The organism is Nocardia sp. TBRC8007, from assembly GCF_056629435.1.
In genome coordinates, this window is the sequence record NZ_JBWSOR010000003.1 from 83,400 (window position 1) to 98,129 (window position 14,730).

General features: G+C 64.5%; 2 protein-coding genes. Both read right to left on the bottom strand.

Annotated features, from left to right (window positions below; genetic code table 11):
• Positions 1-23 precede the first annotated feature (23 nt).
• Entirely contained in the window at positions 24-1,016 is a 993-nt protein-coding gene (locus ACX4ZE_RS04670; protein ID WP_480272046.1) for an ATP-binding cassette domain-containing protein, read from the bottom strand.
• Positions 1,013-14,656, bottom strand: coding sequence for a non-ribosomal peptide synthetase (locus ACX4ZE_RS04675; protein ID WP_480272047.1), 13,644 nt, complete (start codon positions 14,654-14,656; stop codon positions 1,013-1,015). The genes ACX4ZE_RS04670 and ACX4ZE_RS04675 overlap by 4 nt, the downstream gene beginning before the upstream one ends.
• Positions 14,657-14,730 lie beyond the last annotated feature (74 nt).

Consider the following 14,730-nt stretch of genomic DNA (forward strand, 5'->3'; position numbering starts at 1 on the left):
TGCCTCCCCGACCACCGCCGTGCTCACGACATGATCTCCTCTTGTATATCGTCGGCCTGTGATTCCGCTGCGGGGGCACCACCCGGCTTACCGGTGAGAGAAAGGAACACGTCATCCAAACTGGGTCGGTGCACATTCGCGTCGACCACGCACACACCCGCATCATCGAGCCTGCGCAACGCTTCCACCATGGTGCGCGAACCGTCCCCGACCACCACTGAAGCCTCGTCGGTGCCTGCCTCGTGGCTGGGCTCGCCGATACCGACATGCGCGAGTACCTTTAGCACGGCCTCAGCGTCTTGCCCCGCGGCCAGTGTCACGGTAAGCCGATCACCGCCGATGGAAGTCTTCAGTTCGTCGGCCGAACCACGGGCGATGACCCGCCCGTGGTCGATGACTGTGATGCGGTCTGCCAACAAGTCCGCTTCTTCCAAGTACTGCGTGGTCAGCAAGACCGTGGTGCCATCGTCGACGAGATCGCCGATAACCCGCCACATTTCCAGCCTGCCACGGGGGTCCAGACCGGTGGTCGGCTCGTCCAGCACGACTACGGCAGGTCGGGCGACCAGCGCGCCGGCCAAATCGAGCCTACGTGCCATGCCACCGGAATAGGTACCCGCTCTGCGGTGCGCGGCATGCTCCAGCCCGAGCGCTCCGAGCAGTTCAGCGGCCCTGGCAGTCGCTTGCCGGGCAGGCATTCCGTACAGCCGGGCCACCATCCGCAGATTCTCATAGCCGGAGAGGTTCGCATCGACGGCAGCATACTGACCGGACAGGCCGATCCGCTTACGCGCCGCACCAGGGTCACGCAGCACATCGATGCCTGCCACCCGTACCGATCCAGCGGTCGGCTTCAACAGGGTGGTGACGATCCGCACGGTCGTCGTCTTGCCCGCGCCATTGGGGCCGAGTAAACCCATTACTGTGCCGTTGGGGATCTGCAGGTCGATCTTGTCCAGTACGCAGGCCCTTCCATAGTTTTTCACCAGGCCTGTTACCTCCACCGCCAAACTCACCGACGCGTCTCCCTTGTTTCCATCCACGCTCGCAATATCGGCCCTATCACCGCCAGCGCCTCCGGCGTCGTCATCGCGGAGTGCACACAGCGAACCTCATGGTCATGAATAGTGCCGGTAAGGAACGGCTGCCAGGCCTCGGCGCGCCGATCCGGAGCAGCCCGGTTGATCTCGTCGTCACCCGCGGTGAAGAACAACAGATCACCCTCGAAAACACGAGGCTGGAAGCTGTGCGCGAGCACAGTGCCGTTGGTATAGCCAGCGTACAGCCGCTCCAGATGCTCGACGGTCAGCGCCGCGAACGGTCCGGACTGCGCGCGCAGCAGCTCGGCCGCGTCGAGCAAACTCATCTCCGGATCGATCTCTTCACCGAGTTCGGCATTACCGAACTCCCCGATGATCTCGGACAGACGCGGGGTAGCGCGATCGAGCAGCTCGTCGGAGAGCCGGTAGCTGTCCATCATCGCCAGTAGCGCGACTTGCGCACCCTCGTGCTGCAACTGCACCGCTATCTCGTGCGCGATCAGACCGCCGAGCGACCAACCGAGCAGGTGGTAGGGTCCTTCCGGCTGGATCGCCTTGATAGTGGCCACATAGTGGCTCGCGGTCTCGATGATGGACTCGTAGCCGTCATCCCCCGCGACATGTGGAGCCTGTAGGCCGTACACCGGCCGATCCGGCGCAAGATGCGCGAGCAGTCCCGAGTAGCACCAAGCCAATCCGATCGCAGGGTGGACACAGAACAGTGGAGCCTGGCCTGCTCGCACGCTCGGCCGGATCGGTAGTACCGGTTGCAACACTGCGGCGACCGCGACATCCGGATGCGTGCCCGCACTGTCCAGTCGCGCCGCGATGGCCGCTGGGGTCGCCTCGCCGAACATCAGCTGCACAGGCAGATCGATACCTGCTTCCCTTACCTGGTTAACCACTTTTGTGGCCAGCAGCGAGTTGCCACCGAGCTCGAAGAAGCCATCGTCCGCGCCTACCGACTCGATACCGAGCACCGTGGCGAAAGCCTGGCACAACACCGTCTCGGTGGGTGTGGATGGCGCGCGGTACCCGACCACGGCGGTGAACATCGGCTCCGGCAGCCGTGCTCGGTCCACCTTGCCCACCGGATTCAACGGCACCTCGTCGAGCACCATAATCGACTGCGGGGTCATGTAGTTCGGCACCAGCCCGGCCAGATGCTCGGTCAATTCCGCTGCGGTGAGCGTGCTCCCCAGATGACCCTTCACGTACGACACCAATGCTGTCACGCCCGCAGGCGTACGGTGACCGACCGTGATGGAGAACTCCACATCGCTGTGCCGGGCGAGCGCGGCGTCGATTTCGCCCAGTTCGATACGGAAGCCACGGATCTTGACCTGGTGGTCGGTACGCCCGACGTATTCGATCTCCAGTGCCGATGTCGCGTGCAGCCCACGGCTCCTCGACCCGCTCCACCATCGCACCAGATCACCGGTGCGGTACATCCGCTCTCCCGGTTTCCCGAACGGATTCGCGACGAACCGCTGTGCGGTCAGCCCAGGACGATTCAGATAACCGCGGGCCAGCGCGTCTCCGGCCAAGTGCAGCTCGCCGCTCACCCCGATCGGTGTCGGGTGCAGGCGCGCATCGAGGATAGCCGCGTTGACACCGCGGATAGGGCCACCGATGGTGATCGGCGCACCTGGCGCCATCGGCGGCGAGATCACCGTGACGATAGTGGTCTCGGTGGGCCCGTACACGTTGTACAGGCGGCGTCCGGGCGCCCATCTGGTCACCAGGTCTGGTGGCAGAGCCTCACCACCGACAAGCACATGCTGCAATTCGGTAACCCCGGCGGGGTCGACCGTCCCGAGGGCCGCGGTAGTGATGAACGCGTGCGTGATTCGCTCCTCGGTGAACAACCGCCCTAGCTCGGCGCCGCCGACCACGCCGGGGGGTGTGATCACCAACGTCGCCGCCCCACCGAAGGCCAGCAGCAGATCCAGCATCGCGCCGTCGAAGCTCGGTGTAGCGAAGTGCAGCACCCGGCATCCTGGTTGGACATCGAACCGCTGGGCGGTCTCGGCGGCGAAATTGGACAGCCCGCCGTGTGTGACCAGCACGCCCTTCGGAGTGCCGGTCGACCCGGAGGTATAGACCACGTAGGCCGGGTTGTCGATCCGCAGTGGCGCGATTCTTTCGATATCGTCGATCGGCTCGTCCGAGAATCCGCACACAAGGTCATGGACTCGCGGGGCGTCCAGCGCGATCCACTCGGTGCTCTCGGGCAATTCGCCGCGATAACCCGATAGTGTGAGACCCAGCGCTGCACCAGAATCCGACAACATGTGCGTAATGCGCTGCTGCGGGTACAGCGGGTCGACCGGCACGAAGGCCGCACCGGTCTTCGTGACCGCGAGCATCGCCGCCACCGACTCGATCGACCGTGGAATCCCCAACGCCACCAGCGTTTCCGGACCCACGCCACGCGCGATGAGCAACCGGGCGAGCTGGTTGGTCCAGCGCTCCAGCGCATCATAGGTCAGCTCCGCGCCGTCCGATACCAGGGCGACCGCATTGCGGTCGATATTCGCTGCCCGCTCGAAGACCTGAGAAAAGGTCACCGGGCGGTCCGGCTTCGCGCCACGCACCGGAGCCAGCCCGGACCACTCAGCGGGATCGAGCAGTTCCAGATCACCGACGGCGGTGGCGGGGCTCGCGGCGATCGCGGTGAGCAACCGGGACAGTTGCTTGCCGAGCCGTCGCGCGGTCGGCTTGTCGAACAGATCCATCGCGTAGTTCACCGCGATGCTGATACCGGCCGGATCTCGCTGCGCGGTCTGCGTTTCGGTCACGGTGAACTGAAGATCGAACTTGGCCACTCCGGTATCCGTATCGACCGTCTCGATCCGCAGCTCTGGCAAGTCGAGCCCATCGAGCGGTTGATTACGGACCGATAGCATCACTTGGAACATCGGATGATGCGCCTGAGATCTAACCGGGTTGAGCACCTCGACGAGGCGCTCGAACGGCAGGTCCGCGTGCGCGAAGGCGTCCAGATCGGCCTCGCGCACGGTGTGCAGCAGGTCGATGAACCTGGCATTCGAGTCGATCCGGGTACGCAACACCAGCGTGTTGACGAACATTCCGACCATCTGGTCCAGCACGGAGTCGCCACGGCCCGCGATCGGTGAGCCGACAACAATGTCGTCGGTGGCGGTCATCCGGTGCAGCAGGACCGCGACCGCGGCATGCAACACCATGAACAGGCTGACATTGGCGCTGTCGGCGATCATGAGCAGTTCACGATGCGTGTCCGGACCCACTGCGCACTCCGCGGTGCCACCCCGATAGGACGGTGTGGGCGGACGTGGCCGGTCGGCCGGGACAGTCGATAGTTCGGGAACTCCATCCAGGACGCGCCGCCAGTAATCGAGCTGCCGGCTCACCGTCGAGTCCGGATCATCCTCGCTGCCGAGTACGTCCTGCTGCCACAGCGTGTAATCCGCGTATTGGATCTCGAGTTCGGCCCAGTCGGGCGCACTGCCCGCGCAGGCCGCGCGATAGGCAACGGAGAGATCGGCGGCCAACGGCCCGAGCGACCAGCCGTCCATCGCGATATGGTGCACAACCACGACGAGAATGTGCTCGGCCGCCGTCGGACCGGCCGCAGCGTCTGCTGTCACCGAGAACAGCGCCGCACGGATCGGGGCGGCCGTCGCCAGATCGAATCCGGGTGCGGCGAAATGCCGTACCGCAGTCTCGACTTGCTCCAGTGGCACCGTCGCGCGCGACAGCGGGATCGCCGCATCAGCCGGGTCGAGAACGACCTGGGCGGGTGTTCCCTCGGTCTCCAGGAATACCGTGCGCAGCGTTTCATGTCTGGCCTGCACCGCGCCGAGGGCGTATTCCAGCGCGTCGATATTCAGAGGACCGGTCATACGCAATACGAGTGGAACGTTGTACGCGCCGGTAGGCTGATCCGCACCCGGTACGCTGGTGGCGTTGAACCGATCGAGGAACCACAGCCGTTGCTGTGCGGGTGAGAGTGGGATCCGGTCCGGACGAATGCGGCGCATCGGCGCGGGTCTGTTCTCCTCGGACCGAGCAGACTGGGCGCTCGTATCCAGCAGCGCGGCGAGTTCGGAAACTGTCGGCGTGGTGAACACAGTGCGTACCGCGAGCCGAACGCGTGTTTCAGCGGCCAGCCGGGCGACGAGCTGTGTCGCCAGCAAAGAATTTCCGCCGATATCGAAGAAACTGTCCTCCAGGCGCACGTCGTCCGCACCGACGAGATCACCCATCACCGCCGCGACCAGGCTCTCGGTCTCAGTTCTCGGCGCATGACGTGCCGAGTGCACGGCAAGCTGTGGCTCGGGCAGCGCCTTGGTATCCAGCTTGCCGACCGGGGTCAGCGGGATGGTGTCCAGCACGGTGATGCTCGCGGGCACCATATGTGCGGGCAGGTGACGCGCGACCCAGGCACGGACCACTTCGACGTCGACCCCCGCCGTGCTGTCGGCAGGTTGGACATAGGCGATGATCCGATCGGTATCCACGATACGACGTACCTCGGTGTAGGCGAACCGCACCGATGGGTGATCGCCGAGGACGACAGTGATCTCACCGAGCTCGACACGGAAACCGCGCAACTTCACCTGATGGTCGCTACGACCGAGATAGACCACCTCGCCCGCCACGTTCCAGCGCACCACATCGCCGGTCCGGTACATCCTGGCACCCGAGGGACCGTAGGGATCGGTGATGAAGCGTGTGGCGGTGAGCCCGGGGCGGTCGAAGTAGCCGCGCGCAACCCCGAGCCCCGCGAGATACAGTTCACCGGGCACACCTACCGGGACCGGCCGCAACCGCTCATCGAGCACCACTGCCCTAGCGCCGCGTACCGGGCTTCCGATGGTAATCGGTGCACCACTGCGCAACGGGTCGGAGATCGTAATGACGATCGTGGTCTCGGTCGGACCATAGACGTTGCGCATCAACCTTCCCGGCGCCCAGTGCGTCGCCAGATCCGGCACCACTGCCTCACCACCGACCAAAAGTCCACGCAGGTGCGGCAACGGCCAGCGCTCATGGTCTATGGTGGCCAGCGCGGCCGGAGTGAGGAAGCAGTGATCGACCCGCTCACGTTCCATCAGTGCGGCCAGCTCATCGCCGCCATAGATATCGGCCGGGCAGATCACCATCGTCGCACCGGCCCCCACCGCGAGGAGCAGATCCAGAATCGCCGCGTCGAAACTGGGCGTGGCGAAATGCAACGTCCGGCAATGCTCATCGATACCGAGCTTGTCGCGGAATTCGTCGGCAAGGTTGGACAGACCATTATTGGTGACCGCAACACCTTTGGGTGTTCCGGTAGAACCGGAAGTGTAGACCAAGTACACCAGGTCGGCTATCCGAATGGGGCGCGACCGTTCGTGACCCGCCACCGGAGAATCGGCGTATCCGGAAAGCTCAGCGGTGAATTCGGGACCATCGAGCAGCAACCATTCGGTCGTTCCTTCCACGAGCGCGCCCGTACGCAGCTGGTCGGCATACCCGGCGACCGTAATGCCGATCGAGCAGCCGGAGTCGGCGAGCATGTGCCGGATGCGGTCGGCGGGATACTTGGGGTCGACCGGCACTAATGCGGCACCGGACTTCACTATGGCCAGCGTTGTCACGACCGAGTCGATCGAGCGGGTGAGCCCGAGCGCCACTCGGTCTCCCGGACCGAACCCGCGAGCGAGCAAAGCGCGTGCCAATCTGTTCGAGCGCCGGTCGAGCTCAGCGTAAGAAAGTGATGTCGTGCCGAAGCGGAGAGCGGTGTTCTGCGGATACCGCTGCGCGGTGGCGGTGACGTAGTCGGCCAGCGGGCGCGGCGCAGTGGCCTGCTCACCTCGTGCCGGAGCGAGTGCGCGACGCTCGTATTCGGTACGCGGGTCGATATCGCGTATCAGTACCTGCGTATCAGCGGCGACGGCGGTGAGCACGCGCACGAATCGATCGGCCAGCGTCTCGATTGTCTTGGCATCGAAAAGCTCTGTGGCGTAGATGAACTCGAAGCCGTCATTCGCTACGCGCAGTTCAAGATCGAATTTCGCCACCGCGATATCCAATGCTTCGATGCGCAGTAGCAGACCAGGCAATTCCAAGGTCGGCACCGGTTCGTCCTGCACGCTCAACGCCACCTGGAGCATCGGAGGGGAACCCGTCGAGCGTATCTCGTGGCCGAGTTCCTCCACGATCCGCTCGAATGGGAGGTCCGCGTGCGCCATCGCGGTCAACTCGGTGTCCCGGTCGACGCGTAACAACTCGGCGAAACCGCGGTCCGGGTCCACGTCCGAGCGCAGGAGCACCGTATTCACGAACATCCCGACCAGATCGTCGAGCTTGGTATCGGTGCGCCCGGCCACCGGGGTGCCGATCACGATATCGCGACCGCCGGTGACGCACCGTAACAACACCGCGAAGGCCGAACGCAGCACCATGAATGTGGTGGCACCCTGCTCATGCGCAAACGCGGCGAGCGCGTGTCGCACCGGCTCGGGTACCGTAAAGCGCACGGTACCCGCCTGCTCGATCGGTTCAGGGGGGCGCGGCCGATCATAAGGCAGTGGCAGCTGGTCAGGAATATCCGCCAGCGCGGCCCGCCAATACTCCAGCTGAACAGCAGCCACGCTCCCCGGATCCTGCTCTGCCCCGAGACCGGCACGCTGCCAGAGCCCGAAGTCGGCATACTGCACCGGAAGCGGTGCCCATGACGGCGGGTCACCTTGGTGTCGTGCCGTGTACGCGGCGGCCAGATCCCTGGTCAGCGGGCCGAGTGACCAGCCGTCGGCGGCGATGTGGTGCACCACGATACCGAGCAGGTAGTTCTCTGGCGACGTGCGCAGCAGCGTCCACCGCACCGGTATCTGCTTGGTCAGATCGAAACCGGTGCGCGCCAGTGCCTCCAGCGCGCTCTCGGCACCGGCGGCATCGATATCTGTCACCACGAGATCCGGCTCCACCCGGTCGACGGGCAGCACCACCTGCTGCGCCCCATCGGCATCCTCTGGGAAGACCGTGCGCAGCACCTCATGTCGCCGCAGCAAATCGGTGAACGCGGCCCGCAGCGCGGGCACATCCAATTCTCCCGCGATATGGATCGCCACAGCGATGTTGTATGCGCTCGATTCGGGCGCATAGCGGTTGAGGAACCACAAGCGCTGCTGTGGTAGCGACAAGGGGATACGCGCCGGACGCGGCGACTGCACCGCCAACGCAGGCCGCTGCGCCTTGGGCGCCTCGGCCATCTGCGCGGCGACTCCGGCGACAGTGGGTGTCTCGAAAATAGACCGGACTGCCAGCTCCACACCGAACTCCGCGTGCACTGCCGCGGCGAGCCGGGTAGCCAGCAGCGAGTTGCCACCGAGATCGAAGAAGCTGTCCTCGGCACCGGTGACCGGATGGCCGAGAATATCGCCGAATATGCGCGCGATATGCGACTCCGGCTCGGTGCTCGGTGCCCTCGAGCTGCCTACAGCGTCGAACACCGGCTCCGGCAATGCCTTTCGGTCCAGTTTGCCCGAAGCGGTGATCGGGACCTCGTCCAGCACGGCCACCGACGCAGGCACCATATATCCAGGCAACTGCTGGCGGGCAGTCTCCACAATAGCTCTCGAATCCACCGGCCGGTCTTCTGTGACGTAGGACACTAGCCGCTGTTGGTCGTGCTCGTCGGTATGCACGACAGTCAGCGCGAATCGAACGCCGGGATGCGTGCGCAGCACGCTGTCGATCTCGCGCAGTTCGATGCGGAAACCGTGGATCTTGACCTGGTCGTCGGCCCGACCGAGGAAACGCAGCTGTCCCGAGCGCTCCATCACCACCAGATCGCCGGTGCGGTACATGCGCTCACCGCGCTCACCGTACGGGCTGGCCAGAAAACGTTGCGCGGTCAGGCCGAGTCGACCGTGATAGCCACGGGCCACACCGGCACCGGCCAGATACAGCTCGCCCGGCGTGCCCGGCGGCACCGGACGCATGCGGTTGTCCAAAATGAACAGCCGCATGCCGCGCACCGGCATCCCCAGCGGCACCGGACGCCCTGGCGTCATCGGCCCGGTCGCGGTCGCGGCGACGGTGGCCTCCGACGGTCCGTACATATTGTGCATGCGGTGTCCGGCAGTCCAGGTCTCGACCAGCTCCTCCGAGCATGCATCACCACCGACGATGACCACCTCGAGCTCGTGCAGCCCCTCATTCGGCACGGTAGCCAGTGCCGCGGGCGTGACGAAGGCATGAGTGACCCGTTCCTGACGCAACAGAGTGGCCAGCTCCGCACCGCCGTATATGCCCGCAGGGGCGATCACCATGGTGGCGCCCGCAGCGAAGCCGAGCAGCAGCTCCAACACGGACGCGTCGAAACTCGGCGAAGAGAAATGCAGCGTGCGTGCCGAATCCGAGACACCGAACAGATAGGTTTGCTCGCAGGCCAACGAGGCGATGCCCTCGTGTGTGACGACGACCGCTTTGGGGGTGCCGGTGGAACCCGACGTGTAGATGAGATACGCCGGATTGCTCACCCGCACCTGGCGACCCCGTTCGGCGTCGGTGATCGAATGTGCGGTATAGCCGGAAAGCTCGGCAGCCAGTTCACCGGAACCGAGCACCAGCCAGTCGACATCGGCCTCGCGATGTTTATCATGTGCCACGGGCCTGGTAGGCAGGGCAGCCAGGCAATCGGTGTCGGTCAGACCGAGCGCGGTGCCGGAATCGCTGATCATGTGCATTAACCGCTCCCCGGGATAGTCCGGGTCGATCGGCAGGTATGCCGCACCGGTTTTCGCGACGGCCCACACCGCGGTGATCGCGTCCAACCCGCGAGGCAACGCTATCGCTACGATTTCCTCCGGACCCGCGCCGTGCGCGAGGAGCGCGCGCGCCAGGATGTTCGATCGCTCGTCGAGTTCGCGGTAGGTGGTGTCGACGCCGAGATAACGCACCGCGATCGCGTCCGGTAACCGGAAGGCCGTATCAGTAAGCAACGCGGCCAAAGTGTTCGACGCTTCGGTGGGTGCACCCCCGATGGGCACCAGATTCTCGTTTTCCTTGCGGTCCAGGATGGGCAGATCGCCCACCGGCAGGTCGGGCGCAGCCACGCCACTCCCGAGCAGGGTGACGAACCGACGCGCGAAGGAGCGCACAGTGCTTTCTTCGAAAATATCTGCAGCATAACCGAATTCAGCAGACAGTGACCCATCTGTAGCATCATCGTGTACGACAAGCTGCAAATCGAACTTGGCGACATCCTGGCTGATCGGCACGACCTCGGCGCGCACCCCGGGCAGATCGACGCGCAGCTGCGGCGCGTGATCGTAGGACAGCATCACTTGGAACAATGGATGGCGCGACGGGGAGCGCTCCGGATTGACCACCTCGACCAAGCGCTCGAACGGAACGTCCGCATTGGCGAAGGCATTGAGATCGGTTTCGCGGACCATGTCGAGCAGCTGATCGAATCCCGCCGCCGGATCCACCTTCGTGCGCAGCACGAGCGTGTTGACGAACATGCCGACCAAATCGTCCAGCGCCGGGTCGGAACGTCCCGCGATCGGAGTGCCGATCGCGATGTCGTTGCTGACGCACAGCCGCGAAAGCATACTGGCCAACGCCGTATGCAACACCATGAACATGCTCACGCCCCGACCTGCGGCGAGTTCGACTGCGCTGCGGCGCACTTCGGCGGGAATAGTGAACACGATCCGGCCACCTGCGGTGGACCTGCGCAACGGGCGGGGCCGATCCAACGGGAGATCGAGCTGCTCGGGCAGCCCGGCGAGCGCCGAGCGCCAGTACGTCAACTGGCGGCTGAGCGGGCTGGTCGGATCGGACTCCTCTCCGAGTAGTTCACGTTGCCAGAGCGTGAAATCGGCGTACTGCACAGGGAGATTCGTCCACTGCGGCGCGAGGCCGACCGCCCGTGCAGCCACCGCCATCATCAGATCCCTGGCCAATGGCGCGATCGACCAGCCATCGCCACAGATGTGATGCAGCACGATGAGAAGGACGTACTGCTGTGGCCCGGTGCGATACAGCGCCACTCGGATCGGGGCCTGATTGCGCAGATCGAAACCATAGCCGGCGTACTCTGCCGCCAATGACGCCACATCGGCGGCGACAGCATCGATGGGATCGAGCATCAACGGGATGGCGGCGGCGGGGTGGATCAGCTGGTAGGGACCCTCTGACGACTCGGGGAAAGTAGTACGCAGGCTTTCGTGTCGTTCGATGACATCGGCCAGCCCCGCACGCAACGCTAGCACATCCAGCGGACCTTCGATCTCGACCGCTAACGGCATATTGTAGGCGGCAGCGTGCTCGGAAAAGCGGTTCAGCACCCACAACCGTTGCTGCGCCTGCGACAACGGAATCCGGTCCGGTCGTTGTGCAGGTGCCAGCCGCAGCGAGGACGCATCGGATATCTGCGTGTCGAAACGCCTGGTGAGCGCCTCGATCGTAGGGGCTTCGAACAGGTCACGGATCGATAGCGCGGTACCGAGCGCGGCGTTGATCCTGGCCACCGCCCGAGCGCCGACCAACGAATTGCCACCCCGATCGAAAAAGTTGTCCTCGATGCCGATCTCGATATCGAGGACCTCGGCGAAGATACTGGCGAGTACGCGCTCCATCTCGGTGCGCGGCTCGGAGATCGGCCGGACCATCGGAACATCGACGACGGGCTCGGGCAACGCTTTACGATCGATCTTGCCGTTGGTGCCCAGCGGCAGCTCGTCGAGCTCCAGCAATACAGCGGGCACCATATACTCGGGCAATGTGCGGCGCAGAGTGGCCAGCAGCGCAGCCGTGTCCAATCGGGCCGCGCCGTCCCCGTTCGTGTTGTCCTCGTGCTTCATCGCGACCACATAGGCGACCAGCTCATCGCCGGCGCGCCCTGCGCGTACTACACAGACCGCGCGAGTAACACTCGGATCGTCGAGCAGTGCCGCCTCGATCTCTCCTGGCTCGATGCGCAGACCACGAATCTTGACCTGGAAGTCACTGCGGCCCAAGTATTCCAACACTCCCGGCGCTGCGCCGGAGTGGTCGATATGCCACCGAGCCAGATCACCGGTGCGATACATGCGAGCACCAGAAGTGAACGGGTTGGCCACGAACCTCTCCGAGGTCAACCGAGATTGACCCAGGTAGCCGCGAGACAGCTGTACGCCGGCGAGGTACAGCTCGCCGACCGTTCCGGGCGGAGTCGGTCGCAGCCGACTGTCCAGCACATAGGTCTGGGTGTTCCATACTGGTGAGCCGATCGGCACGCTGGTCATGTCCGGCGTACACGGTGCCGCGGTGACATCCACGGCGGCCTCGGTCGGACCGTACAGGTTGTGCAACTCCGATCCGGGAAGCACCGCAAAGAAATCCCGGACGACGGCGGCGGGCAGCGCCTCACCACTGCAGAACACTCGGCGCAGTCCCGCGCAGTCGCGTAGATCGGCCTCGGTGATGAACACCGAAAGCATAGATGGCACAAAATGCGCTGTGGTGATGCCTTTCTCGGCAATGACATGCGACATGTACAGCGGGTCCCGATGCCCGTCCGGCGCGGCGACGACAAGGCGCGCGCCGACGTGCAAGGGCCAGAAGAACTCCCACACCGAGACATCGAAGGTGATCGGGGTCTTCTGCAGCACCGCATCAGTGCTGTCGATCGGATAGGCATGCTGCATCCAGCGCAGGCGGTTGACAATCGCGGCGTGTGTCACGCCGACACCTTTGGGTTTTCCGGTGGATCCAGAGGTGAAGATCACATAAGCGAGGTGGTCCGGCCGCAGTCGAACATGTCGATCGGCATCGGTGATCGGCGCGGCGTCGAACTGCGATACCAGTGCGGTGTCGATGTCCAGCCGGGTTACGGTGTCCGGCAACTCCAGCTCGTCGCGGGTCACGGTGAGCACGAGCAGCGGATCGGCGTCGCGGACGATCTGCCCGATCCGCTCGACCGGATGCTCTGTGTCCAGTGGCAGATACGCCGCTCCGGCCTCGACAATCGCGTACATGCCGACGACCAGGTCGAGACTGCGGCGCAAGCACAAGCCGATCGTGGTATCCGGTCCGGCGCCTCGTGCGATGAGCAACCGGGCCAGCCGGTTCACGCGCGCGTCGAACTCGGCGTATGTCAATGTCTCGTTACCGAACTCCAGCGCGACCGCGATCGGATCGACTGCGGCACGCTCGGCGAACAAGCTCGCGAGCGTACCTTCCTGCCGGGGCATCTCAGTGGCATTCCATTGCCGCAGAACGCATTCACGCTCCGCCTGAGTGATCGCGGCGAGTGATTCGACGGGGGTCTGCGGACCGGCGGCCAGGAACCGGCCGAGAAATTCGAGGTAGCGTGCATGATGTGCGCCGATCTCGGTCGCACTGTAGAGCCGCGGATTGGCTTCGAAATCGACGTGTACCCGCCCGCCTACGCCATTGTAGATATTGACCGACAGATCCTCGACCGGTCCGGTGGCCAGCACGTGCATCGAGCCGACCAGACTGCCGAAGCACAGCTCGCTGTGGAAGAGCATCATGTTGACCATCGGGCCGAAGAAGCCGCGGGTATCGCGGGAGTAGCCGCTGTCGCGGCGGATGTCTTCGTGCCGGTAACGCTGATGGCGCAGAGCGCCGGTGATCTGCAGCTCGGCCGCTTTCACCAGTTCGCAGATCGTGAGCCCGTCGTCGAAGCTCAGCCGGATCGGCACAACATTGGACACCACGCCCGCCGAGCGGCGCAAAGAGACCGTGGCCCTGGCCGAGACCGGCAGGCTCAACACCACATCGAGGTGACCGGTCACCGACCGCACGTAGGCCGCCATCGCCGCGACGAAGATCGCCGGATCGGTCGTGTCACACGCTTCGACCGCCGCCTGCACCGCGGTGTGATACTCATCGTCCAGCACGGCGGCGACCAGCCTGCGGCCCGCGTCGTGTGTGGTGCCGGTGATCCTGGTGCCGCCGAGACTTACTGGCTCACCGATCCCTTTCAGTTGCTCGAACCAGTACTCGCGATCGCTGTGGAACCGGCGGGAGTCTTGGTAGTTCGCCCCCTCTGCGTAGAGTTCCGCCAACGGTGTCGCCCGCGAGGCGATCGGCTCGGTCCGGTTCTCCAACGCGGTATAGATCTCCGCGGTACGGGTGAGGGCGTTCATCGCGCCGTAACCGTCGATAACGATGTGGTGCGCGAAGGAATACCACAGGTAGTCAGTCTCACCGATTCGCAGCACCGCGTTGGAAGTCAACGGGTCGCGCTCCAGATCGATCGGCGAACTCGTATGCTCATGCATCCAACGCAGGGCCGCCGCGTACGGATCGAGCTCCGAGCGGAAGTCCAGACGGACCCAACCCGGCCGGTGCATCGGGTCGACGAGCTGGTAAGGCACACCGTCGATCTCCACCAAGCGAAGCTGCCCTACTTGGGTCTCGGCGCCGAACCGTTCGATTGCATACAGCAGGCGCCCCGCGTCGAGATCACCATGGATCTCGACATACTGGGAAATCGTCAGCGGTACGTCGGGCCGGATGCGCTGCGCGTACCAAAGAGCCGTCTGTGCGGGTGACAGAGCAAACGGTTGTGCCGAGAATTCGCCGGATGAACATTGGTCGACGCGATCCGTGGCCAATGAACTCATCAATCACTCCGTTCTGCCGCTATTGACGCAACTCCCCGAGCACCACTCCAGCAAGCGCACACGCGCCAGCTCCA

Coding starts and splice junctions, on each gene's coding strand:
- ACX4ZE_RS04675 (WP_480272047.1), bottom strand. CDS start 14,656: ATGAGTTCATTGGCCACGGATCGCGTCGACCAATGTTCATCCGGCGAA.